Below are 23,637 nucleotides of genomic sequence, written 5' to 3'. Positions count from 1 at the left end.
TCTGTGTGAGCACGATCTATCAGAGGAGAAGTATAAGGAAGTATCAAGATAAAGATATCGAAGAAGAACTCATCTTGGAGGTTATCAGAGCTGCAATGCATGCACCATCTGCTGGCAACGAACAACCGTGGCATTTTGTTGTTATAAAGGACAGAGAAACCAAAGAAAAGATCGTTCAGTCACACCCTTATGCGAAGATGATCTTAAAAGCTCCCGTCGCTGTGGTAATTTGTGCAGATTTGACACTCGTGAAATTTGGAGAATTTTGGGTACAAGACTGTTCGGCGGCAACTCAGAACATGCTGTTGAGGGCAACCGAAGTTGGTTTGGGAGCCGTGTGGTGTGGTGTCTATCCCGATGAAGCAAGAGTAACAGCATTTGGAAGGATACTGAATCTCCCAAAGAACGTTGTGGCTTTTTCATTGGTTTGCATTGGATATCCTGCTGAAAACCCTGAACCTGTAGACAGATTCAAACAGGAGCGTATCCATTTTGAAAGATGGTGATATGGTGTTCAACAGAACAGTTGCCCTTGAGTCAACGGTTATTGCGCACGGATTACCAAAGCCAAAGAACGTTGAAACTGCGATGGAACTTGAAGCTGTTGTCAGACGGCATGACTGCACGCCAAAAACCATTGCGATTGTGGCTGGTGAGGTAAGAATAGGTTTGAGCAGTGAAGAGATACAGGAGATTGGAACAAGAGAAGACGTTATGAAGGTTGGAGTTTCAGAGATCCCAGTAGCAGTTGCCTTGAAAAGATGGGCTGCCACAACGGTGAGCGCGACAGTGCGTCTGGCTTATCTAAGTGGTATAAAGGTTTTTGCAACTGGCGGCATCGGAGGTGTTCATTCTACGAAAGATTGGGACGTCTCACAAGACTTGATCGAACTTTCACGAACAAGGATGATCGTCGTCTGTGCGGGACCAAAGTCTATCTTAGACCTGAGATCAACTGTGGAGATGCTCGAAACCTTTCAGGTCACGGCAGTTGGCTACAGAACCGACAGACTGCCTGCCTTTTACTGTCGTTCTACGAGCATTCCCATCACAAAGGTTGAAAGCGTTGAAGAAATCGTTTCTATTTTTCTGAGCAAAGAATCCTTTGATTTGCCAGGTTCAGTGCTTGTTTTTAATCCTATACCCGAACGGTACGAGATCGACGAGGTTGAATTCAAAAAGTGGCATCAGTTGGCTGAAAAAGATCTTGAGTGGTCCAATGTGAAAGGCAAGGATCTCACACCGTTTTTACTCTCAAGGTTGGCACATTACTCTGATGGAAGAACAGTTGAGAGTAACATCGAACTTCTTAAGAACAACGTGAATTTGGCATGCCAAATCGTTGATCAACTTTCAAAGATGCAGTAGGGCTTCTTCTGAGTCTTAGCACAGTACATCGCCCTGTCTGCATTGCGCAAGACCTTTTCAAAGTGATCGCCATCTTTGGGATATTCAGCAATCCCAATGTTGCCAGAGATTGTAAAGCTTGCTACATCGATGATTATGGGAACTTCAATCTGCTGAATGATTCTTTGTGCAAATCTTGTAGCTCTCTTTGCAGAGGTATTGGCGAGCAAGAAGACGAACTCGTCTCCCCCTATTCTTGAAACGAAGTCGCTTTTCCTGGTAGATTTCTTCAATCTCTTGGCTATCTCAACCAAAACTCTGTCTCCAATTTCGTGGCTGAAATTATCGTTTATCTGCTTGAAGTTCAGAAGATCTAGATAGAGGACACTGACAGCTTCCTTTCGTCTGTCCGAAGAGGCAAGGATTCTTTCGGCTTCTTCTTGAAGATATCTTCTGTTTGCAAGACCTGTGAGTGGATCGTGGTATGAAAGAAAGCGCATCTGCTGTACTTGATTTTTAATCTGCTCTTCGAGTCTCAGCCTCTCGAAGATCACTCCCAACTGTGCAGCAAAGATCTTCCCCATTTCGATCGATTCGTCATCAAAGATCTTTGAATCTTCAAAGTTGTCGAGGTTGAAAAATCCAACTGTTTGTTCTTGAACGACAATGGGTATGCTCAGCATGACTTTGATCTGCCTGAACTTTCCTGCATCTTCGAGTATCTTTCTTCTTGTTTCATCCAGTTGTTCATTCGCGGAAAAATCAGTGACTATCATGACGTCCTTCGCAAGATGCTGAACTAACTCTTTTTCTTTGAAATGTATCTTTGATAACTCAGAAAGATCATAGCCAACAGCGGCTTTGTAAACAAAAACACCTTTTTCTCTCACCAAAACACTACCTGCCTGCGCTCCTGGAACCGTTTCTACAGCCTTCTCTAACAAGAACTGGTATAGATTCTCGACATCATCTTTGAGAACCTGCGCAACTATCTTCATCACAGCATCTTGGCACTTAGTTTTTCTTGAGAGCTTCTCTGCGATTTTTTTGAATTCAGTCACATCTACCAAGGAAACCAGAAATCTTTTCCCATCAGGAGTTGCTCTTATCCTCGCGATAGTTTCCTTGTGCTGTCCTTCTGAATTCACCAAAGTCAAGTGAAATTCTTTGACCAACTTGTTTTGTTGAAAATCCTCTAACTCTTGAAGATCTTTAAAGTAGAGAAAATCAAGAAAAGATCTTTTCTTTTCTCTGAGCTGTTCTTCTGAAAATCCAAGCAGCCCAAACGCCTCTTTGTTGATCATCTGTATCTTCAACTCTTCATCGAGCACCAAGATCGGAAATCCAGATAACTCAAGAAGTACCAAGAGAAGCTCTTCTGAAAACTCCAGCATTTGAGATCTCCCTACTCTACTGTATGAATCTTCAACATATTCGTCGTCCCAACTATACCGCATGGTGCACCAGAAGTCACAACAACGGTGTCGGAGCTCTCGACATATCCAAGAGATTTAACTCTCTCTACGGCAACATGGATCATTATATCGGTCGAGTGAACTTCAGGAACGAGTATGGGAATGACTCCCCAGACGATCGACAGTTGATTGAAGGTGTTCTGATTGGGCGTTGTGGCTATGATTGGACAGAATGGTCTGAAATGTGACACTCTCCTCGCCGTACTGCCGGAGGCTGTGGAAGTTATGATTGCCTTCGCACCGGTTTCTTTGGCGATGCAGTAGCAAGATCTTGCTATTGCCTCTGAAGGATCTTCAGTTTTCTCAGAGTGTCTTTGCCAGAAAATGAATTCGTGTTCTTTCAGGAATTCTTCTGCATCTTCTATGATTTTGTTCGCCATTTCGACAACTTGAAGTGGGTAATTCCCAACAGCGGTCTCTGATGTAAACAAAAGTGCATCTGCACCATCGAAGACGATGTTTGCCACATCGATGACCTCTGGGCGTGTGGGTAGTTGATCTTCAGTCATTGAACTGAGGATCTGTGTTGCTACGACAGTTGGAACTCCATACTTTGAAGCCACTCTTAGGATCTTTTTTTGAGCAACGGGCAACTGCTCAATGGGGATTTCGACGGCAAGGTCTCCCCTCGCAATTATAATTCCATCACTGTTTTGACAGATCTCTTCAATGTTCTCTAAAGCCTTTTTAGTCTCTATCTTTGTAAGCACACCAGCCACTGGTTCGATTGATTCAATGAATCTCCGTGCTTCCTTCACATCTTTCGCTGATTTCACGAAAGACAAGCAAAAGAAGTTGACCCCTGTTTTTGCACAATTAGATATTATCTTCTTGTCTTCATCAGTCAAGGCTGGAATTGAAAGCTCAGATTCCGGTAGATTAACGCCACTGTTTTTCTTGAACCTTCCGCCCACCTCTACGACACACTCGATCCTCTTGGCAAAGATCTTTGTAACCCTCAACCTTATCTTCCCGTCGTCTATCAGAACTGGATCATCTATTTTGATCTCCTGTGCAAGTCTTGGATAATCAACGCTTATTAACCCCTTTGAAGATAGATTTTCTTCTGTCGTTATGAATACTTTCTCACCTTCGATTAACTCTATGAACTCTTCTTTCTGCTCTCCTGTACGCAGTTTTGGTCCTGGTAAATCGACGATGATTGCAACGGGCAGGGTCATATCTTCTCTGAGTTCTGTGAGTTTTTGAATGAGTTCTCTCAGTTTGTCGATCTTATAGTGAACAGCACTAAGTCTGAAGGCGTTGACGCCTGAGTATATCAGTTTTTTTATCATTTCTATATCTTCTGTCTTTGGACCGATCGTGCATATTATCTTTGACTTTCTCATCCGCACACCTCAAGACAGTAAATGTACCAGATTATACAAAGACATATCTAAGGTTTTTTTCTCTTTGAGCACTTCGGCGATCGGTACTCGCACGATCTTGCCAAGTTGCAATGCAGTCATGACACATTTTTCGCCGTCTATTAAGGCTTTCACGGCTTCCGCACCCATTCGGCTTGCGAGTATTCTGTCGAACACAGTTGGGCTTCCCCCTCTTTGAATGTGACCGAGTATAGACACTCTTGTTTCATAACCAATTCTGTCTTGTAGATTCTTTGCAACCTGGAAGGCTCCTCCCGCACCTTCAGCAACAACTATGATGCAGTTGATCTTCCCTCTCTTTCTCTCTTCGAACAATCTTGTCGCGAGTGCATCCCAGTCAACTGGAATTTCAGGTATAATTACAGCTTCTGAACCTGTTGCGAGGGCACAAGCAACTGCTATGTAACCTGACGATCTACCCATGACTTCAACAATGAAAGCACGCTCGTGTGATGTTGCGGTATCTTTGAGTTTCTGAATGGCTTCAACGACGGTGTTCAAACATGTGTCCACGCCGACACACATGTCGGTGTGTGAGATATCGTTATCGATGGTACCCGGTATTCCGACAACAGGAATGTTGTGTTCTTCATACAACAGTTTTGCTCCTGTTAGGCTTCCTTCCCCTCCTATGACCACAAGTCCCTCTATGCCGGCTCGGTTCATTTGTTGTACTGCCTTTGCTCTACCTTCAGGTGTGTAAAACTCACCACATCTGCTTGTTCTCAGTACAGTTCCGCCCCTTTCCATGATTCCTGCAACATCCGAAAAGCGCATTTCTTTAAAGGCACCATCTATTAGACCGCAGTATCCTCGTTCTATGCCGATTACTTTCAATCCGCTCTTGACACCAAACCTAACGACAGCCCTGATAGTTGCATTCATGCCAGGTGAATCTCCGCCACTGGTCAGCACGCCTATGGTTTTCACTTTTCACACCTCCTGGTGTAGAATTAATACTGAACTGATTATACAACGGGAGGAAGTCACATTGTGGGAAGTTTTGATTGAAGAAGTAGATCTGGCGACGGCCAACATCATCAAGTCTTTGCTTGAAGAAAATGCAATAGAAGTTTTGATAAAACCAGGAAGCTTTGACCCAGTTATCTTTGGACAAGGCGGAATGGTTAAGATACTGGTGATGAAAGATGATTTAGAAAAAGCTCGTCAGATCATCAAGGAGGCGCTTGAAAGTGAAGAGAACCCCTCTGTATGAAAGTCATCTTTCTCTGAAGGCAAAAATGGTGGACTTTGCGGGCTGGGAAATGCCATTGCAGTATGAAGGTATCACTGAAGAAGTCTTGGCTGTAAGAAAGAACGTCGCAGTTTTCGATGTCTCGCACATGGGAGAGATCTTCATCGAAGGGAAGGACACGATCGATTTTGTCGATTTCTTAATGACCAATTCTTTTGCATCTCTGAAGGTTGGTCAAGTCATGTATACGACCATGTGCAACGAAGACGGTGGTATTATAGACGATCTTTTGGTTTACAAGCTGGGTGAAAATCGAGCGATGTTAGTTGTCAATGCAGCCAACACGGAGAAAGATTTTCGGTGGATCCTCAGCAAGGCTTCGACTTATGATGTGAATGTTTCAGATTGTTCGTCACAGTATGGACTTATCGCGATACAGGGGCCTACAAGTGGAGAGTTTTTGAGAAAGTTCGTCCCTGATGTAACGACTTTACCTTACTACACTTTCAGCAGTTATGTGATCTTTGGCAAGAGTTGCATGATTTCTCGTACTGGTTATACAGGAGAAGATGGTTTCGAAATTTACTGCAAATGGAATGACACTCCCTTGATCTGGGACGAACTTCTGTGGCGCGGAGAAGCTTTTGACATCAAACCAGCAGGTCTTGGAGCGAGAGACATTTGCAGGTTAGAGGCTTCTTATATGCTGTATGGGAATGACATCGACGAGGGTACCACACCCTTAGAGGCAGGCTTGTCTTGGGTTGTGAAATTTGAAAAAGACTTCATCGGCAAGGAGAAGCTCTTGAAACAAAAAGAAAGTGGCGTTCAGAAGAGAATAAGAGGCTTAGAAGTCTTAGACAGAAGAATACCACGACACGGTATGGAAGTTTTCAAAGAAGGCAAAAAGATTGGTGTAGTCACCAGTGGAACATTTTCACCAACCTTGGGTAAATCGATCGCACTTGCGATGGTTGATAGTCAAGTGAAGATTGGGGATGAACTTGAAGTCGAAGTGAGAGGAACGAAGATCAAAGCAAAGGTCGTGAAATTACCCTTCTACAAGGGTTCAGTGAAGAGTTTATAGGAGGTGGCGAAGATGAAAAAATACGCAAAGACCCACGAATGGGTTGTGGCAGATGGAAAGATCGCGATTGTTGGCATTACAAATCATGCTCAAGACAAGCTTGGAGATGTGGTCTATGTTGATTTACCTCAAGTTGGCAAGGCTGTCAAAAAAGGTGAAGCTATGATGAGTATCGAGTCAGTAAAAGCCGCGAGCGACATCTATGCACCGGTGAGTGGCAGGGTTGTTGCAGTCAATGAAAAACTGAACAATCAACCAGAGCTCGTGAACAAAGATCCAGAAGGAGAAGGATGGCTTGTCAAGATTGAAATGACAAGCGAATCTGAACTCAATGAACTGTTGAACGAGGAGGAGTACAAGAAACTCTGCGAGGAGGAAGGATGATGCATCCGTTTATTCCTCACACCGATGAAGAAATAAAACAGATGCTGCAAACCGTTGGTGTCAAATCGATTGATGATCTTTATGAAGATATTCCTATTACCGTTAAAGAATTAGATTTGCCAAAGGGTTTAGATGAATTCACCGTACTTTCTTTGTTGAAGACTCTTGCCGCAAGAAACACTGTTGTGGAAAAAAGTAACATATTCATGGGGGCTGGCATCTATGCGCACTACATACCCCAGGTTGTGAGAGCTCTCGCTTCTCGTCCTGAATTTGTCACCGCGTACACGCCATATCAAGCTGAGGTCTCTCAAGGAACATTGCAAGCGCTGTTCGAATATCAAACTATGATATGTGAACTAACGGGTATGGATGTTGCAAACTCTTCGATGTACGATGGTGCTTCAGCACTTGCGGAAGCAATATTAATGGCTCACAGAATAAATGGTAAACGCACCTTTTTGATAAGCGAGGCGGTTCATCCAGAGTATGTTCAAACGAGCAAGACTTATGCGTCTGCACAGAGATTTGTCTTCAAAACAATACCGCTGACACACTCTGGTATGACCGATCTTTCTGCTTTGAGTCAGTCAATCGATGAAGACAGTTGTGCTGTTGTGGTGCAGTATCCGAATTTCTTTGGAATAGTTGAAGATTTGAAGGCGATAAAAGAAGTGATAAAAGATCTTGTCTTCGTAGTCGTTGCTGAGCCATTTGCACTCTCGGTCTTGGAACCACCAGCCACCTTTGGTGCCGACATAGTTGTTGGCGATGGACAGCCGTTGGGTATTGCTATGAACTACGGTGGTCCAACCGTTGGATTTTTCGCAACTCTTGAAAAGCACGTTCGCAAAATGCCAGGTAGGTTGATAGGTGAAACAAAAGACGCCGATGGACAGAAGGGCTATGTGATGATATTACAAACAAGGGAACAACACATTAGAAGAGAAAAGGCAACGTCGAACATATGCACGAACCATGCACTGATGGCTGTTACAAACGCGATATTCATGAGTACTCTTGGACCGAATGGAATGAGACAGGTCGCACAGAGAAGTTATTCGAATGCTCACTATCTTGCTGAGAGATTGATGCAAAAAGGATTCGACTTAGTCTTCGATGGACCGTTTTTCAATGAATTTGTCGTCAAAGTTGGCACTGATTACGACAGAGAATGGAGAAAGATCTTCGAAAAGGGTGTACTTGGTCCACTACCTCTGAGTTGGTATTTTGACAATTACAAAGACTGTGCCCTTGCTTGTGCAACAGAGGTCAATACGAAAGAGAGTATAGACACACTGGTAGAACTCATGGAGCGTGGTGATCTATGACGGTCTTTGAAAAATCCGTTGCCGGTAGAATTGGTTTCAGACTGCCTGATTCGCAGATTGAGGAAAAGAACTTCGATTTTGCCACGCATCTATTGAGAAAGAAATCTTTGGAACTACCTGAACTGAGTGAACCTGACGTGGTCAGACATTACACCAACTTGGCGAGCAAGAACTACTCTGTTGACAAAGGATTCTATCCACTTGGTTCTTGTACAATGAAGTACAATCCCAAGATAAACGAATATGTGGCAAGTATGAAAGGTTTCACCGATATACATCCATATCAACCCTGGGAATTCACACAAGGCGCACTTTCTCTGATGTATGAACTGAAAGAATATCTGTGTAAGATAACTGGCATGGATGAGATGTCCTTGCAACCTGCCGCAGGTGCTCATGGAGAGCTCACTGGTATGTTGATAGCGAGGGCTTATCATCTGTCTCGCGGTGATCTGAAAAGGCACATCGCACTTGTTCCAGACTCTGCCCATGGTACTAACCCAGCCTCTGCAGCTATGGCAGGTTTTGATGTTGTTGAGCTTAAGTCAACACAAGATGGACTTGTCGATCTTGCAGAACTTGAAAGACATTTGAGTGATGAAGTTGCAGTTCTCATGCTTACAAACCCGAACACACTCGGATTGTTTGAAAAAGACATCATGAAGATCTCTCAGATGGTTCATAGCGCAGGTGCACTGTTGTACTACGATGGAGCAAATCTCAACGCAATAATGGGTAAGTTCAGACCAGGAGATATGGGCTTTGACATCGTTCATTTGAATCTGCACAAGACCTTCTCTGCCCCTCATGGGATGGGAGGACCTGGAAGCGGACCAGTAGGTGTGAAAGCCTTCCTTGCAGAATTTCTCCCCATTCCAATAATACGAAAAGACGCTGAAAGGTACTATCCAGATTTTGGTTTACCAAATAGTATTGGCAGAATGAGAAGTTTCTATGGGAATTTTTCAGTGCTCGTGAAGGCTTACACATACATCCTTATGATGGGTAAAGATGGGCTCACCCATGCTTCAGAGATGGCTGTGCTCAACGCTAACTATCTGAGAGCGTTGATCTCTAAGATCTTGAAGATTGCCTCACCGAGAAGGTGCATGCACGAATTTGTAGTAGATGGCAGTCAGTTTGTCAAAGAGACGGGTGTTAAGATTCTCGACGTCGCAAAAAGACTCCTCGATTACGAACTTCATGCTCCTACCGTTTACTTTCCGTTGATAGTCCATGAAGATATGATGATAGAGCCAACAGAAACAGAGAACAAAGAGACCTTGGAGCGCTTTGCACGTGTTCTCGAAAAGGTTGTTGAAGAAGCAAGACACAACCCAGAGATCGTAAAAGGTGCTCCTCATAGGACACCTGTGAAACGACTCGATGATGTGAACGCGACAAAAAAGCCCATCTACAGATGGAAAAAAGAGAACAGCTTATAAGGAATGTCGTCTCTTGGCAAAAGATGGGGGCTGATGCCCCCTTTTTCACAGAGTGTCTTTTCTGTATGTCGTGTTGAACAATGAATCTGGACTGTAAGAAAGAGGTGTTTTGTGTGAAAGCGTTTCTGGTAGATTTTGACGGAACTCTTGCATCCGTTGACGAAAAGACTTTCACAGAGCAGTATTTTTCACAACTCAAAGCCTTTGCTCAAGAAAGATTCTCAGTTGCTATTTCTCCTGAGCAGATTCTCAGGTGTGTTGAACACATCACAAGGTTTGCCGACGGTAAGGTCAACAACTACGATAGATTTCTTTCATGTTTTCAAGCAGAGAGCAATTTACCCGATGTGAGAACGATCTTCAACGAGTTTTACCTCAGTGCGAGCTTCGACACACTCAAGAGGTTGGTGAAGCCAAACTATGGGGTTGTCGAAGTTCTTAAGAGAGCTAAGCAGAATGGATTGATCACAGTTCTTGCGACCAACCCCGTTTTCCCAAAAGTGGCGGTTGTTAAAAGACTCGGATGGATAAACCTCAAAGAAGAAGATTTTGATTTAATCACACACATGGAAAATTTCCATTTCTGTAAGCCAGATCCGAGGTACTACTTGGAGATATGTTCGACGATCAAAGTTAAACCAGAAGATTGTATGATGATTGGGAACGATGAACTCTTAGATAGAGCTTGTGAGCAAGTGAAAATTAGATACACAAAAGTTCAAGAGATTGGTAAAATCCAATTAAGGGGGTGAACAAGATGGTTCCTGCCTTGCTCAGCGAGAGGAAGGTCAACACGACTTTTGCAATCCTTGCGGTGGTTTTTTCGGTCATATCAGGTGTGATAGCAGCTGTTGGTGCTGGTAATTTTCTCATGGGTGCAGTTGAGGGCCTATTTGACTATGGTCATCCGTACGGAAGAATGATCGGAGGTATGGTGATTGTGGTTTTTTCAGGTCTTTTGGGAATACTCTCAGCTATTTTCACACTGATAGTACTCAATCAATGGAGTAGCACACTGAATGAAAACATTCAGAACTCGAAAATACTTTTGGATTACGCAAAGCAGAAAGTTGAAACAGAAAAACAGATGAATTTAGTTGCGCTTCAGAGTCATCTTTCAGTATTGACTTTGAATGTGTGGGCTTACTGGGCTTACCTAATCGTGTACGTGATATCCTTCTTCATACCGATGCTTTCGTTTGTCTTGTGGATCCTTGCAGTGATATTTCTCTCCATATACCTTCAGAGTGTGTTCACAGTGGCAAAAAAGTTGGAAGAGATAAAAAACATCATGTATCCAGTCTTTGGGATCTCTTCACCGATGATGAGCTATATCAAACAGAGGAGTATTGGGGTCTTTATTCTTCTTGTGATTGTGACGCTTGGTATATACTGGTGGTATCTTTTGATAAAGCTTTCTGATGAAATCAATCAGTACATCGATGCAGATCAAAAACTCAGGCAGGCGATAAATCTTTGAGAGTGATGATAGATGTCGATGATGTGTTGACGAACTTCAACAGAGCTTTTTTGAAACTTTGTCATGAAACCTTCGGAACACCAAACGATGTGCAAATCAGGGAATGGGACTTTTACAAATCCGTACCGGGCTTAACTTTTGAAATGGAACAACTGGTTTGGGAGAAGATCGAGCAGACGGTGAACTTCTATGAAACTCTGCCGGCTTATGGGTCGAAAGAAGATTTTCTATCACTCAGGAAGGCAATTCTAGAAGGTAAGCATGAGTTCTATTTTATTACTTCTCGTTTCCCAACAAAAGGAAAGAGTGTTGAAGAACAAACGTGTTCTTGGATTGAACAACACGTTGGTGTACGACCTGTGGTTTTAGTTACGCCAAGAAAGGGAAGGTTGTGCAAGGAACTGGGAATAGAAATCGCCCTCGATGATGCCCCACATCATATAGAAGATTTAGCAAGCCATGGTATCAGAACAGTTGTCATGGACTGGTCGTACAACAGGCATATCAAAGACTTACCACGTGTTAAAAGCCTCGGTGAGTTCATAGAACTTCTTGACGGTGTGAAAAGATAGCGTAGAGGTGATCATGTGATAAGCGCTGTTATCTTCGACATGGATGGTGTTTTGATAGAAACCGAGAGCATATACAAAGAGACATTCAAGACGATTCTTTCCAGATATGGTGTTAACTTCTCAGACAGAGATTTTGCTCAACTCACTGGAAGGACCTTAGAAAAGGGTGGGGCAAGAAATATCATCGATAGATTCAGATTACCGGTCGATGAAAAGACCTTCGTTCAAGATGTCTACAGGATATTCAACCAACTGTCGCGATCGATGAAGCCCAGAGAAGGGGTGGTTGAAGTTCTTGAACTGATGAAAGAATCCGGAGTGAAGATCGCTGTTGCCACGTCAACTGTCAGAGAGATCGCAACGACACGATTAGAAAAATCAGGCCTTGTTAGGTTTTTCAATACTATGGTCTTCGGTGATGAAGTTGAATTCAGCAAACCTGATCCACAAATATATCTTGAGGCTTTGAAAAGACTGGGTACACAGAGTACTGAGACAGTAGTTTTCGAAGATTCTGTCAGCGGAGTTAGGGCTGCCATTCAAGCTAATATACCCTACGTCTTTGGTGTATTGCACGAGCATAATAACGCAGATGATTTAGTGAAAGCTGGTGTCCTCTGTGCAGAGAGACCGCCAGAAATTTTCCACTTTTTCTTCAGGATATGTTGCAAATTAGGAAAAAAATAAGCTATACTCTTGAGTAAGATAGGGGGTGTGAAGATGCCTTGTGCAAAGAACCCGGGTCCAAAGAAACCTGAAGAAAAACCAAAGGAAACAAAAAAGGAAAAACCAAAGAAATGACAAAAACCCCGGCAACTGCCGGGGGTTTTTCATCAGATCTGTGTCACCCATTCATATCTGCTGATGAACTCTTCTGGACTCATCTTTGCAGCAGTTGAGAGTTTGGCAAGGATACTTGGGTTCTGTAAGTCTTTCTTGGTGAGTCTTATCATATAACCTCGTGCCACGCGGTAGTGTTCAGAGTTGATATCAACCATGCGTACCTTAGTGCGACCAGTTGTTGGGTCAGTGAGCTCTTCAAATGGCAAAACTCTTATTCTTCCACTCTCTAAGCAGATCATGCCTCCTGAAAGATTCTTCTCGAAGTCTCCCATCAAGAATCTGATAGCACCATATCCAAGGGTTCTCGTATAGTCAATGTCGAAAGGTACAGGTCTTGCACACCTCAATTCATAACCTAAAGTCACATCTATGATGTTTATCTTTTCACCTCTTTGAGCAAAACGCCTTTGAATCTCGCGCTTTAGGATAGTTGCAAGTGGTATCTCGCTGAGTCTAATATGTCCATGGGGATCTCGCTCGACTGTAACTCCAGGAATTTCCGCCAATTCCTGTGGATCGATCATCTCTCCAATACCTTCTGCTATTATCGCCAGACCATCATTTCTGCCGAGAATTCGTCTCTTCAGCATGGTTGTCTCGAGTATATCGCATACTTCACTCAGCGTTATTCTTTCCTTTCCGAATTCTTCACCAATTATAGTTAAAGCAGCGCTCGCCGACTTGCCAATACCGAGTGCCAAATGTCCTGCCTTCCTTCCCATCGCCACGACAAAATACCATCGGTTTGTTGTCCTTGAATCTTGCATCAAATTGTACACAAGCTCAGTACCTACATGGCGTGCTGTTTCAAAACCAAAAGTCGGCATGCCTCCGGGTAACGGCAAGTCGTTATCGATTGTCTTTGGAACATGAGCCACACGAATTCTGCCTTCGCTTGCTTTGGAAATCGTCGAGGCAGAAAAAGCCGTGTCGTCTCCACCTATCGTGACCAAATGGCTAATCTTCAGTTCATTAAGGCTTTTCAAAACATTCTGAATATCCTCAGTTTTCTTGGTGGGATTTGCCCTTGAGGTCCTCAGAATGGAACCACCTTCAATGTGAATACGCGAAACATCAGAAATGGTCAAAGGGCGGATCATATCAGTTCTGCCTTTCATCAGATGTTCAAAACCATCGTAGATGCCTATTACTTCGAGATCGTTGTTGATTGCTTCGATCGTCACGGCGTTGATGACACTATTGATTCCTGGTGCTGGGCCTCCACCTACGAGTATTCCAACTCTCTCAAGCATCTCAAACACCCCTTCTTGTAGATTTCCTTAAGGGTATTATAACCTATGCTGAGTTATCCTCCGAGCCTTCTTTTTAAATTCATAACTTCAGAGACCTCTTGTTAACAATTTCTTCAACGTTTCTTATTTGAATCTTCAGTCATGGTGATGGTTTGTCGATAGTATCATATTGTCAAAGAGGAGGAAATCATTTGATGATAACAGCAAGTCTTGTGAGACAACTTTCAATAGAGATTGAGAACGCTAAGAAGTGCAGCCGCCCGGTGATCACCCGAGGCGGTGTGCATGCGTTGTAGCACACAGCTTAAAGGGAAAAAAGATCACCGGGCTACCAAAAAGGTAGCCCGGTTTTTTTTAGGAAAACACTAAACTTTGGAAGGAGGAGTTCAGATGGCAGATCTTCAAGTACAGACCACAGATGTCAGCGAAGACCTAACGACAAACGCTATCATCGAATTGATCAGCAAATCGAAGAAAAGGACACCTGTTACCGCCTATGTAAAAGGTGATTTCAGAAAGACTGATTTCGGCAACCTGCAGTTTTTTGGTACAGACAGCTTTGGGATAATCTTCGCCGATTACGAAGAACTCAAAAATTTCCTAAAGCAGAACAGAAACAACATTCAAGACATTCATATCGAGGTGGTTGCAAGGAATTCTGCTCTTCCTTTGGCAGATCTCACAAAGTACAATGCAAGGATAGAACCTGGTGCTATCATCCGCGATCTCGTTCAGATCGAAGATGGAGCTGTCATCATGATGGGTGCTGTGATAAACATAGGGGCAAAGATTGGTGAGAAGACGATGATAGACATGAATGCGGTAATCGGTGGCAGAGCTGTTATTGGTAAAAACTGTCACATTGGTGCTGGAGCAGTTATTGCCGGTGTGATAGAACCACCGAGTGCAAAACCCGTTATCATCGAAGATGACGTAGTTGTTGGTGCCAATGCCGTTGTCTTAGAGGGTGTAACTGTCGGTAGAGGCGCTGTTGTTGCCGCGGGAGCAGTGGTGATAAACGATGTTGAGCCTTTTACCGTTGTTGCAGGTGTTCCGGCGAGGTTCATAAAGAAGGTTGACGAAAAGACAAAGGAAAAAACAAAGATCGTCGAAGCTTTGAGAAATCTGCCAACGGCACAACGGGGGGCATTCTTGTGAATAACTTAGTCGGAGTGTACAAACCTTTTGATCTTCAGATTGATCATGCGAAGGGAATACACATTTATACCAAAGATGGAAGAAGGTTTATCGACACTTTCTCAGGTATTGGGGTACTTGCTTTTGGTCATGCAGATCGAGAGATACAAAGTGCAATGATCAACAAACTGCAAAGATACACACATATCTCGAATTTCTTCGAAGACGAAGATGCACAGACAGTTGCTCAAAAACTTCTGAACATCGTGAAAAGATCTGGAAAGGTTTTCTTTTCAAACTCTGGAACTGAAGCGAATGAAGCAGCAATCAAAGCTGTTAAGAAGATTAGGAAAGGTGCGATCATTTCCTTTGAAGGTAATTTTCACGGTAGAACCCTTGGCTCACTTTCAGTAACTGGTTTTTCAAATCTCAGAGACCAATTTCTTCCACTCTTGCCAGATGTTGTCTTTCTGCCTTTTAACGATCACGATGCCTTCAGAGAATTTGTTCAAGCCAATCAAACAGCAGCCGTTTACGTTGAGTCACTCTTGGGCAGTGGTGGGCTCAGATCGATCACGCAAAAGATGGCGAGGACCATCATGGAGATGAAAGAACGATATGGCTTTTACTTGATCGCAGACGAAGTGCAATCGGGTTTGGGAAGAACGGGGCGTTTCTTTTGCTATGAACACTTTAGTTTAAGACCAGACATTGTCACCGTTGCAAAGTCACTTGGGGGAGGATTACCACTTGGTGCAACTATCTTTCTGGACGATCTTTCTAATGTCTTTGCCTACTCTGAACATGGATCTACCTTTGCGCCCAACCCAGTTGCTCTGGCAGCGGCAAAGGTTGTTCTGGAAAAACTTAACGATCAATTACTTTCAGAAGTCAGGCAAAAAGGTGAATATCTAAAGAACGAACTCAAATCGATAAACAATGGTTTGATAAGAGATGTCAGAGGCCTTGGTTTGATGATTGGTGTCGAGGTGAACGTTGATCCGCAAAGGCTGAAAGAGATTTCCCTGAAGAATGGTTTACTCTTGAATATCGTTACCAAGAATGTCGTGCGTTTCTTACCGCCTTTGAACATCACCTATGAAGAGATAGAGATGATAGTAGAACTTTTTGAGAAAAGTATAAAGGAGGCGGATTTTGAAGGAAGTAGAACTGAGGCATTTTTTGCATCAAAAACCTGAACTTGCCTTTCATGAACATGAGACTCAAAGACTTTTAGTGGAGTACATACACCAGCTTGGATACACCGATCTCAAAGAGGTAGGCACAGGTATTGTCGTGATCAGGAGAGTCTCAGATGGTCCATTTGTTCTGTTGCGTGCAGAAATGGACGCACTACCAATAATCGAGGAAAATGAATGTGACTTTCGTTCTCTCAATTCCTTCATGCATGCCTGTGGACATGATTTTCACATGGCTTGTCTTTGTTATGTCATGCGCAGAGTTTTGGAAAATAACCTGAGAAAAAACTGCGTCTTTGTATTCCAACCTGCTGAAGAGTCTGGAGCGGGGGCAATCGAGATACTGAAATATCTAAAACAGGTTGGACTAAAGATATCTGCGGCAATAGCGATGCACGTCAACGATGAGTACGAAACAGGAACGATTGCTTCGAGAGCTGGTGTGCTCTTCAGTGCTTCTTGTGAAGTAGATGTTGTTTTTAGAGGCATGAGTGCCCATGCAGCCTATCATAAGAAAGGTAGAGATAGCATTCGGGCAGCCGTAGAGTTTCTAAGGCAGACCTATCAAATGAATTGGGATGAGGATTTAGTGTGGTTTGGGAGGATCAACGGCGGGGTTGCCAGAAATGTCGTAGCTGAAAGAACAGTGCTTCAAGGTACAGTCAGATCTGTGAACCTCGAGCGAGTGAAGGAAAGGTTGAGAGATATAGAACTGCTCGCAATGAAGAGCGGTGAATCTACTGGGATCTTGCATGAGCTTCTTATTGGTTCCACTTATAGACAGGTTGAAGTTGACGAAGATCTTCTCTCAATACTGAAAAAGGTTGTCCAAGAAAAAGGTATGTCTTTTCTTGAGTGCGAAAGGAAGTTAACTGCCGAGGATTTTGGCTATTTCTCTGAATACTATCCAACGTTGATGTACTGGTTTGGCACGAAGAAGGAACGATCCTATGGCCTGCACCACCCGAGATTTCTACCACCAGATGAGCTCATCGAACCTGCTGGCGAGGTCATGTACGAAGTACTTGCTCGATTGGTGTGAATCAGATATCATATAACTATTAGGAAATCTTCGAAGGGGGTGCAGACTTTGCTGGCACTGTTCATAGTTGTTGCAATTGCAATAATCTATGTGATTTTTCTGACCTTCAAGATTCTGGATAACAGCCCTGGTAATGAACAGACCATACAGTTGTCAGAAATAATCCAGAAAGGAGCAAGATCTTTTCTAATACAGGAATATGTGGTTTTCTTGCCAGTGGTTCTCTCGTTAGCCTTCTGTTTGTTCATCTTTCTTGGTTGGGTTGTCGCTTTCTCATTTCTAACTGGTGCCCTTTTCTCTACACTCTCGGGATTCTTCGGTATGACGATTGCCACGAAAACCAATGCACGAACGAGCTGGGCAGCTCTATCTGGAATGTCGAGGGCTTTGAAGATAGCCTTCAGTGGCGGTGCGGTGATGGGATTGACCGTTTCGGCTTTGGGTTTGTTCGGTTTAGGATTTGTCTACGAATTGGCAAAGGATATGTCTGTCATCAGTTACTATTCACTCGGAGCCTCCTTTGTAGCACTTTTTGCAAGAGTTGGTGGGGGTATATACACCAAAGCTGCAGACGTTGGAGCAGATATAGTTGGGAAGACCGAGGCAAATCTACCAGAAGATGACCCAAGAAACCCTGCGGTCATAGCTGACAACGTCGGTGATAACGTTGGCGATGTTGCTGGAATGGGAGCTGATTTGTACGAATCTTATGTTGGCTCGATCTTTTCTGCTCTTGCTCTTGGGTCTTTTCTGGGAGACCGAAGAGCCATACAGGTTGTTCTATTTGTGGTGATCTCAGGTTTGGTGAGCTCTCTCTTTTCTGTGATCATCACTACTTTGACGACACAGAGATTCAAAGATTCTGCAACAGCTTTGAGGTTTGGTAGTATTCTGTCAAGTTCTTTGTTGCTGGTTTCGACCTTTGCCTATTCTTTATTCATTTCGTGGTTGAGTGTCTTCTTCGTTGTTTTCTTCGGAGTTATCGTCGGTGTTTTTGTTGGCCTTCTGACAGAGTTGTATACCTCTGGCAAGAGAATAACCAATCTCGCAAAAACAGCATTGACTGGCTCATCCAATATATTGATAAGCGGTCTTGCATTAGGTATGGAATCGACAGCTATCGTAACTGTATTAATAGCTGTTGCGGTGTTACTCTCCTATAAACTGCTCGGGCTGTTCGGGGTTGCGCTTTCTGCGGTTGGTATGCTTGCAACTCTGGGTATGAATCTTTCAATCGACGCTTACGGTCCAATAGCAGATAACGCTGGAGGAATAGCTCAAATGGCAAAACTTGAGGAGAAAGCCAGGCGTGTGACAGACCAACTCGATGCCGTTGGTAACACAACTGCCGCCATGGGTAAAGGCTTTGCCATAACTTCGGCTGCTTTGACTTCCCTCGCACTCTTTTCGAATTACGCCAGTACCACGCATATAGGAACCTTTGATATTAGACAACCTCAACTATTCGTTGGGGCGCTTGTTGGCGCGATGCTCCCATTTCTTTTCTCGGCTTTGACAATGAAGGCAGTTGGTGATGCGGCAGATGAAATGGTACAGGAGATAAGAAGACAGATAAAGGAAATCCCAGGTATCATAACTGGTCAGACACAGCCAGAGTACAACCGATGTATCCAGATAGCTACCAAAGGTGCTTTGAGGAGAATGATTCTTCCATCCCTGCTGGCAGTAATAGCTCCTGTGACAAGTTATCTCGTCTTAGGGGTGGCTGGAACTGCTGGTCTCTTGATAGGGTCCACCGTTTGTGGTGTCATGGTCGCTGTGTTCATGGCGAACTCGGGTGGAGCTTGGGACAACGCAAAAAAATACATAGAAGAAGGACACTTTGGCGGAAAAGGTTCTATCGCTCACATGGCTGCTGTGGTTGGAGACACCGTCGGAGATCCTCTTAAAGACACTGCTGGGCCATCTATAAACATACTCATAAAACTGATGGCGATCACATCGGTTGTCATTGCCACTTTGATGGGGAGGTAGTTCTATGAAGAGGATTGCCATTTTGTGTGTAGGAAATGACTGCCCCGGTTTGAATGCTGCGATCAGGGCAGCAGTGGTGAAGGGTACCGAAATCGGTATTGAGGTCATAGGAGTAAAGGATGGTTTCGAAGGGCTCTTGGCTGACAGAGTCGATGTCATGACGAAGAGTGATGTTTCTGGGATATTGCATCGTGGTGGAACAATTTTAGGAACCTCTCTTTTTGTTCCACAAAGTAATTTGGAGATTGAAAAGGTTGCAAAAAAAGTTGAACAGTATTCGATAACCTCCTTACTGATACTCGGTGGGAGGCTTGGAGCCAAATCGGCACTGAATTTGATGAAGATGAATGTACCATCTGTTCTTGTGCCAGCAACGATCGACAACGATCTATCGTTTACAGATTTCTCGATAGGTTTTTTCACGGCAATTGAACATGTACGTGAAGCGCTTGATGTACTTCACGCAACGGCTGAATCACACCACAGGGTTATGATAGTGGAAACTATGGGAAAGCCGGGTGGATGGATAGCAGTTACAGGTGGACTTGCCGGCGGTGCAGACTACGTTATAACAAATGCAGAATCAGTTGATCCAGATGATCTGCTGAAGAGAATTCGCACTCGATACGAGAGTCAAAAGAAGTTTTCGATAGTGGTTGTTGAAGGTGGAGTAGTCCTTCCCAAGGAGATGTATGAGATCAGTAACGCGAACGAGCAATTACCTCCCGCAGAGGTCGTTGGTATCTTCATTGAAAAACAACTCAAAGACATTGGTATTGAATGGAGGTATACGAACCTTGGTTATCTGCAAAGAGGTGGTAGTCCAGTGTGTATGGACAGAATCATCGCGACCCAAATGTCCACACATGCCGTCGAGATGGTCAAAGCCGCACGAGTATACCGCGCAGTCGGCATGAAGGGACTAACCGTTACGGAGATCCCATACTCAGAGACCATGGTTAACATCAAGATCATAGAAGAACACCTGAGAAATCTGGCTAAGCTTTTCTACTGAGGTGGTTGTGTGAATCTTCTGGAAATCATTGGTCCTGTGATGGTAGGTCCATCCAGTTCCCATACGCTTGGTGCAATGAGAATCTCGAAATTCGTCTATTCGATGGCTGGTGTGATGCCAAGAGTCGTTCAATTCTTTCTTCACGGTTCTTTCGCAGAGACACACAAAGGACATGGTACCGATAAGGCACTTCTTGCTGGCATTATGGGCTTGAAATACGATGATGAGAAGATTAAGGAGTCTTATTCCTTAGCCAGAATGAGAGGACTTGAGTTTTCCTTTGAAAAAGCTGATCTGGGTGCTGTACATCCGAACACCGTTAGAATAAAGGCGCAATGGGCAGGATATGAGAATGAAGTTGAAGGGTGCTCGATAGGCGGTGGAATGATAAAGATTACAAAGATAAACGGTGTTGACTGTGATCTGAATTGGCACTATGACACCTTGATAGTCGTCAACAAAGACGAACCAGGCGCCCTGTCAAAGATATTGAATTCTGTGAATGCCAACATAGCAAATCTTTATTTGAGGAGAATGAATCTTTTGCAATCAAAGGCATTAGCGATAATTGAACTCGATTCTCCAATTGACAAAATCTCTGACCTTCTAAAGGTAGATTCAATTCTCGAGTGGTATTTTGTGCCGAAAGATGATTTTGTATAGAATATTCATAGGATGGTGTAGATGAAATTTGCTGAATTGATAGATTTATACAGGAAAACCAATCAAAAGTTCGATGATGTGATCTTGATATCGCAGATGCTCGAAGATGGCTCAGATCCATTGCAAACCAGGAAGAACGTCGAGAAACTTCTAAAAACAATGCTCGAGATATGTGAAAAAAGTTATGGACGTTCCTACGAGACGTTGACTCATCTTTGCGGTAGCAATGGATTTTTACTGGCAGAACACGAAGCCCAACTCATGGGAGAGTTCAATTACGTGGCGACAGTCGCAGCATTATCTCTTGCTGAGTCAAATGCATCGATGGGCAGAATAGTAGCTTGTCCTACTGCTGGTTCATGTGGAGTTGTACCGGCAATCGTGTATGCCCTCAGAAAGATGAAAAAGATCGAAGAATCAGTCTTAATCGACAGCTTGATCGTAGCTGGTGCTGTGGGTTTATCTGTGGCAAGCACAGTTTCGATTTCTGGTGCTGTTGCTGGTTGCCAAGCTGAAATAGGCACCGCGACAGCCATGGCATCTTCGTTGGTTGTGTACAGTCTTTCGCAAGATCCAGAAAAAGTCTCTCATGCCGCTGCGTTGAGTCTCAAATCGCTCATGGGATTGGTTTGTGATCCAGTTGGTGGTTTTGTCGAGGTACCATGTGTCAAGAGAAATGCCACTGCGGTGAATGTTGCTATTTGTGTTGCTGAGATGGTGCTTGCTGGCATAAAAAGTGTGATACCCTTTGATGAAGTAGTTGAAGCGATGGCAAAGGTTGGTAGATCTATGCCAGAGGAACTTCGAGAAACAGGTCTTGGTGGTGTGGCTTCTACCAAGACGGCACAGCTTTTCACAAAACAGATAAGAGGTGAAAGATTTGAAAGCACAGAATGTTGAGATAACTGAACCAGTTGATCTGTGCCTTAGAAATGGAAAGCTGAACCCCTCGGCACTCGGTTGGTCGAGGAAGCCGATCATCCGTTGCAACCTGAAGGGACACCTGTTCAGAAAAAAGAAATGGAACTACTGGGCAGTTTTCAATGAGGAGTGTCTCTTTTCTGCGACTGTTTCAAATTTAGATTACATTGGAGTGGTATTCTGTTATTTTCTCGATCTCAAGAGTATGGAGTTCTTCGAGAAAACTGTTTCTGTGCCTTTCGGCATTGGTTGTCACTTGCCTGACTCAGTTGACGGTGATGTGTCTTTCAACTCAAAAAAGATGCGGGTCAATTTCAAGAGGCATTCAACTCAAACTTTGATTGAAGCAGAGTTAAAAGCGTCTGAAAACAGCGACTTCAAAGCACGCATTGAAGTCTTTCACGATGATTATGAGTCTCTGAACGTTGTGGTCCCATGGAGTTGGTATAGGTATCAGTACACCAGCAAGGAGTTCTGCTTGCCAGCACGTGGTGAGATCACCTTCAAGGGTAAGAATTATCTGTTGGATCTACAGAACACCTTTGCTGTACTCGATTTCGGTAGGGGTATCTGGCGTTATTCTTCTTTTTGGAACTGGGCGAGTTTTGCGACTCATCTCGCTGACCAAACAACTGTCGGAGTAAATCTTGGGGCTGGATGGACCGACAACACTGGAACAAATGAGAACGCAATATTGCTGAATGGGAAAATCACCAAAGTCTTGAGTGATGTAGCCTTCAAGTATGACAAAAATGATTTGATGAAACCGTGGCACATATACACCAAGGATTCCGATGAGATTGATTTGGAATTTCAACCGATCTTTCGCAGAGTTGCGAAGACAGATCTGCTTATACTTTCTTCTAAGGTGAACCAGATGATAGGTCTCTTCAAAGGTTTTGTCAGAGACGAAAACAGAAAAACTTACATCATCAGAGATGCCTTGGGTTGGGCAGAAGAACATTACGCAAAGTGGTGATCAATCCAGTAAGGCATCGACGAATTGTTTTGCGTCAAATGGTTTGAGATCATCTACACTCTCGCCGATTCCTATGAACTTTATTGGTAGACCAAATTCTTTCTTTATTGCTAACGCGATTCCGCCCTTTGCTGTGCCATCGAGCTTTGTCAGAACAACACCAGTTACGTTGACCATCTCCTTGAAGATCTTTGCTTGAATCAAACCATTTTGTCCTGTTGTTGCATCTATGACTAATAGAACTTCGTGAGGTGCCCCTTCAACGATCTTTCCAACAACTCTGTGCACTTTGCTCAGTTCCTCCATGAGATTTTTCTTAGTATGTAGTCTTCCAGCTGTATCGATTATGACCACATCTTTTTGCTTGGCTTTTGCGTGACTGACTGTATCAAAAGCCACGGCGGCTGAGTCTGCTCCCTCGTTGTGGCTTATCACAGTGCAGCCAATCCTGTTGGCCCACTCTACCAACTGTTCAATCGCGGCAGCTCTGAAGGTATCGGCTGCTCCGAGAACAACTGTTTTCCCAAGCGATTGAAAGTACGCCGCGAGTTTTGCCGCCGTCGTGGTTTTACCAGTTCCGTTTACCCCAACTATTGTGATGACAAATGGTTTTTGATCTTCGAAGTTCAGATTGCTCTCTCCTGAAAGGACTTCGACAAGTATCTCTTTGAGAGCCATAAAGGCATCGTCTGTGTCCTTTTCTCTCAGTTTATCGATTATGTACTGCGTCGTTTGGTATCCAACATCTGCTGCGATCAATCTTTCTTCGAGTTCTTCGATGACTTCATCGCTGATCTTCTTTCCTTTCAAAAGCTGTGAGAGCCCTTCAAAGAAAGTCTTTCTCGCTTTGGCAAGACCTGCTCTGAGCTTTTCAAAAAAACCCATT

The 23,637-nt window shown here is 43.8% G+C and carries 24 protein-coding genes; 19 read left to right on the top strand and 5 right to left on the bottom strand.

The features are described from left to right. Window positions 1–5: 5 nt before the first annotated feature. Both ACSFC1_RS08435 and ACSFC1_RS08430 read left to right on the top strand, forming a co-directional pair. Window positions 6–506: a nitroreductase family protein gene (locus ACSFC1_RS08435; RefSeq protein ID WP_435565659.1), complete on the top strand. Its 501-nt coding sequence runs from the start codon at window positions 6–8 to the stop codon at window positions 504–506. Continuing rightward, window positions 493–1,368, top strand: a complete 876-nt coding sequence (locus tag ACSFC1_RS08430; RefSeq protein ID WP_435565658.1) for a pseudouridine-5'-phosphate glycosidase — start codon at window positions 493–495, stop codon at window positions 1,366–1,368. Before ACSFC1_RS08435 ends, ACSFC1_RS08430 begins: the two co-directional genes overlap by 14 nt. Here ACSFC1_RS08430 and ACSFC1_RS08425 read toward each other — a convergent pair. The 3 genes from ACSFC1_RS08425 to pfkA are packed head-to-tail and all read right to left on the bottom strand — an operon-like array spanning window position 1,347 to window position 5,140. Continuing rightward, window positions 1,347–2,741, bottom strand: coding sequence for a diguanylate cyclase domain-containing protein (locus ACSFC1_RS08425; protein ID WP_435565657.1), 1,395 nt, complete (start codon window positions 2,739–2,741; stop codon window positions 1,347–1,349). The genes ACSFC1_RS08430 and ACSFC1_RS08425 overlap by 22 nt on opposite strands. An 11-nt stretch (window positions 2,742–2,752) precedes the next feature. Then, window positions 2,753–4,171, bottom strand: a complete 1,419-nt coding sequence (gene pyk / locus ACSFC1_RS08420; RefSeq protein WP_435565656.1) for a pyruvate kinase — start codon at window positions 4,169–4,171, stop codon at window positions 2,753–2,755. 9 nt (window positions 4,172–4,180) lie between these two features. Continuing rightward, on the bottom strand, window positions 4,181–5,140 hold the full coding sequence (gene pfkA, locus ACSFC1_RS08415) for a 6-phosphofructokinase (protein ID WP_435565655.1): 960 nt from the start codon (window positions 5,138–5,140) through the stop codon (window positions 4,181–4,183). Between the two features lie 61 nt (window positions 5,141–5,201). Here pfkA and ACSFC1_RS08410 point away from each other — a divergent pair, with 61 nt between their 5' ends. The 9 genes from ACSFC1_RS08410 (at window position 5,202) to ACSFC1_RS08370 (ending at window position 12,391) form a co-directional block, all read left to right on the top strand. Beyond that, window positions 5,202–5,426 (top strand): DUF2007 domain-containing protein, encoded by a 225-nt coding sequence (locus ACSFC1_RS08410; protein ID WP_435565654.1) that lies wholly within the window; start codon window positions 5,202–5,204, stop codon window positions 5,424–5,426. Further along, window positions 5,404–6,492, top strand: a complete 1,089-nt coding sequence (gene gcvT / locus ACSFC1_RS08405; RefSeq protein WP_435565653.1) for a glycine cleavage system aminomethyltransferase GcvT — start codon at window positions 5,404–5,406, stop codon at window positions 6,490–6,492. Before ACSFC1_RS08410 ends, gcvT begins: the two co-directional genes overlap by 23 nt. Window positions 6,493–6,504: 12 nt before the next feature. Next, on the top strand, window positions 6,505–6,876 hold the full coding sequence (gcvH, locus tag ACSFC1_RS08400; RefSeq protein WP_435565652.1) for a glycine cleavage system protein GcvH: 372 nt from the start codon (window positions 6,505–6,507) through the stop codon (window positions 6,874–6,876). After that, window positions 6,876–8,207, top strand: a complete 1,332-nt coding sequence (gcvPA, locus tag ACSFC1_RS08395) for an aminomethyl-transferring glycine dehydrogenase subunit GcvPA (protein WP_435565651.1) — start codon at window positions 6,876–6,878, stop codon at window positions 8,205–8,207. The genes gcvH and gcvPA overlap by 1 nt, the downstream gene beginning before the upstream one ends. Next, the gene (gcvPB, locus tag ACSFC1_RS08390; RefSeq protein ID WP_435565650.1) at window positions 8,204–9,652 is read left to right on the top strand and encodes an aminomethyl-transferring glycine dehydrogenase subunit GcvPB; all 1,449 of its coding nucleotides are present in this window, start codon (window positions 8,204–8,206) and stop codon (window positions 9,650–9,652) included. The genes gcvPA and gcvPB overlap by 4 nt, the downstream gene beginning before the upstream one ends. Before the next feature lie 113 nt (window positions 9,653–9,765). Then, a complete protein-coding gene (locus tag ACSFC1_RS08385; RefSeq protein ID WP_435565649.1) occupies window positions 9,766–10,404 on the top strand; it encodes an HAD family hydrolase in 639 nt (212 codons plus the stop codon). A gap of 5 nt (window positions 10,405–10,409) precedes the next feature. Next, window positions 10,410–11,132 carry a DUF4234 domain-containing protein gene (locus tag ACSFC1_RS08380; protein ID WP_435565648.1) on the top strand — a complete coding sequence of 241 codons (723 nt, stop codon included), beginning with the start codon at window positions 10,410–10,412 and terminating at the stop codon, window positions 11,130–11,132. Between the two features lie 5 nt (window positions 11,133–11,137). Beyond that, on the top strand, window positions 11,138–11,704 hold the full coding sequence (locus tag ACSFC1_RS08375; protein ID WP_435566018.1) for a 5' nucleotidase, NT5C type: 567 nt from the start codon (window positions 11,138–11,140) through the stop codon (window positions 11,702–11,704). A 15-nt stretch (window positions 11,705–11,719) separates the two neighbouring features. Continuing rightward, complete coding sequence (locus ACSFC1_RS08370; RefSeq protein ID WP_435565647.1) at window positions 11,720–12,391, top strand: HAD family hydrolase; 672 nt, start codon at window positions 11,720–11,722, stop codon at window positions 12,389–12,391. A gap of 146 nt (window positions 12,392–12,537) precedes the next feature. Here ACSFC1_RS08370 and pfp read toward each other — a convergent pair whose 3' ends face one another. After that, entirely contained in the window at window positions 12,538–13,800 is a 1,263-nt protein-coding gene (pfp, locus tag ACSFC1_RS08365; protein ID WP_435565646.1) for a diphosphate--fructose-6-phosphate 1-phosphotransferase, read from the bottom strand. 390 nt (window positions 13,801–14,190) lie between these two features. Between pfp and dapD the strand changes: the two genes are divergently transcribed. The 8 genes from dapD to ACSFC1_RS08325 are packed head-to-tail and all read left to right on the top strand — an operon-like array spanning window position 14,191 to window position 22,751. Then, window positions 14,191–14,958 (top strand): 2,3,4,5-tetrahydropyridine-2,6-dicarboxylate N-acetyltransferase, encoded by a 768-nt coding sequence (gene dapD / locus ACSFC1_RS08360; protein WP_435565645.1) that lies wholly within the window; start codon window positions 14,191–14,193, stop codon window positions 14,956–14,958. After that, window positions 14,955–16,136, top strand: coding sequence for an aspartate aminotransferase family protein (locus ACSFC1_RS08355; protein WP_435565644.1), 1,182 nt, complete (start codon window positions 14,955–14,957; stop codon window positions 16,134–16,136). The genes dapD and ACSFC1_RS08355 overlap by 4 nt, the downstream gene beginning before the upstream one ends. Then, window positions 16,093–17,178, top strand: a complete 1,086-nt coding sequence (locus ACSFC1_RS08350) for a M20 metallopeptidase family protein (protein WP_435565643.1) — start codon at window positions 16,093–16,095, stop codon at window positions 17,176–17,178. The genes ACSFC1_RS08355 and ACSFC1_RS08350 overlap by 44 nt, the downstream gene beginning before the upstream one ends. A gap of 48 nt (window positions 17,179–17,226) precedes the next feature. After that, window positions 17,227–19,173: a sodium-translocating pyrophosphatase gene (locus ACSFC1_RS08345; RefSeq protein ID WP_435565642.1), complete on the top strand. Its 1,947-nt coding sequence runs from the start codon at window positions 17,227–17,229 to the stop codon at window positions 19,171–19,173. 4 nt (window positions 19,174–19,177) lie between these two features. Next, window positions 19,178–20,188, top strand: coding sequence for a 6-phosphofructokinase (locus ACSFC1_RS08340; RefSeq protein ID WP_435565641.1), 1,011 nt, complete (start codon window positions 19,178–19,180; stop codon window positions 20,186–20,188). 9 nt (window positions 20,189–20,197) lie between these two features. Then, the gene (sdaAB, locus tag ACSFC1_RS08335; RefSeq protein ID WP_435565640.1) at window positions 20,198–20,851 is read left to right on the top strand and encodes an L-serine ammonia-lyase, iron-sulfur-dependent subunit beta; all 654 of its coding nucleotides are present in this window, start codon (window positions 20,198–20,200) and stop codon (window positions 20,849–20,851) included. 21 nt (window positions 20,852–20,872) lie between these two features. Continuing rightward, the gene (locus tag ACSFC1_RS08330) at window positions 20,873–21,751 is read left to right on the top strand and encodes an L-serine ammonia-lyase, iron-sulfur-dependent, subunit beta (RefSeq protein ID WP_435565639.1); all 879 of its coding nucleotides are present in this window, start codon (window positions 20,873–20,875) and stop codon (window positions 21,749–21,751) included. After that, window positions 21,732–22,751 carry a DUF2804 domain-containing protein gene (locus ACSFC1_RS08325; protein WP_435565638.1) on the top strand — a complete coding sequence of 340 codons (1,020 nt, stop codon included), beginning with the start codon at window positions 21,732–21,734 and terminating at the stop codon, window positions 22,749–22,751. Before ACSFC1_RS08330 ends, ACSFC1_RS08325 begins: the two co-directional genes overlap by 20 nt. Here ACSFC1_RS08325 and ftsY read toward each other — a convergent pair whose 3' ends face one another. Then, the gene (ftsY, locus tag ACSFC1_RS08320) at window positions 22,752–23,636 is read right to left on the bottom strand and encodes a signal recognition particle-docking protein FtsY (RefSeq protein ID WP_435565637.1); all 885 of its coding nucleotides are present in this window, start codon (window positions 23,634–23,636) and stop codon (window positions 22,752–22,754) included. It lies immediately after the preceding gene. Between the last annotated feature and the right edge of the window lies 1 nt (window position 23,637).

The organism is Pseudothermotoga sp. U03pept, assembly GCF_051235805.1.
In the GTDB taxonomy this organism is placed as follows: Bacteria; Thermotogota; Thermotogae; order Thermotogales; family DSM-5069; genus Pseudothermotoga_B.
This window is presented reverse-complemented; position numbering and strand designations above follow the sequence as displayed.

Excerpts from the sequence above, each read along its gene's own strand:
- ACSFC1_RS08425 (WP_435565657.1), bottom strand. The coding sequence starts at position 2,741 with ATGCTGGAGTTTTCAGAAGAGCTTCTCTTGGTACTTCTTGAGTTATCT.
- pyk (WP_435565656.1), bottom strand. The coding sequence starts at position 4,171 with ATGAGAAAGTCAAAGATAATATGCACGATCGGTCCAAAGACAGAAGAT.
- gcvH (WP_435565652.1), top strand. The coding sequence starts at position 6,505 with ATGAAAAAATACGCAAAGACCCACGAATGGGTTGTGGCAGATGGAAAG.
- gcvPA (WP_435565651.1), top strand. The coding sequence starts at position 6,876 with ATGCATCCGTTTATTCCTCACACCGATGAAGAAATAAAACAGATGCTG.
- gcvPB (WP_435565650.1), top strand. The coding sequence starts at position 8,204 with ATGACGGTCTTTGAAAAATCCGTTGCCGGTAGAATTGGTTTCAGACTG.
- ACSFC1_RS08380 (WP_435565648.1), top strand. The coding sequence starts at position 10,410 with ATGGTTCCTGCCTTGCTCAGCGAGAGGAAGGTCAACACGACTTTTGCA.
- ACSFC1_RS08375 (WP_435566018.1), top strand. The coding sequence starts at position 11,138 with ATGATAGATGTCGATGATGTGTTGACGAACTTCAACAGAGCTTTTTTG.
- pfp (WP_435565646.1), bottom strand. The coding sequence starts at position 13,800 with ATGCTTGAGAGAGTTGGAATACTCGTAGGTGGAGGCCCAGCACCAGGA.
- dapD (WP_435565645.1), top strand. The coding sequence starts at position 14,191 with ATGGCAGATCTTCAAGTACAGACCACAGATGTCAGCGAAGACCTAACG.
- ACSFC1_RS08340 (WP_435565641.1), top strand. The coding sequence starts at position 19,178 with ATGAAGAGGATTGCCATTTTGTGTGTAGGAAATGACTGCCCCGGTTTG.
- ACSFC1_RS08330 (WP_435565639.1), top strand. The coding sequence starts at position 20,873 with ATGAAATTTGCTGAATTGATAGATTTATACAGGAAAACCAATCAAAAG.
- ftsY (WP_435565637.1), bottom strand. The coding sequence starts at position 23,636 with ATGGGTTTTTTTGAAAAGCTCAGAGCAGGTCTTGCCAAAGCGAGAAAG.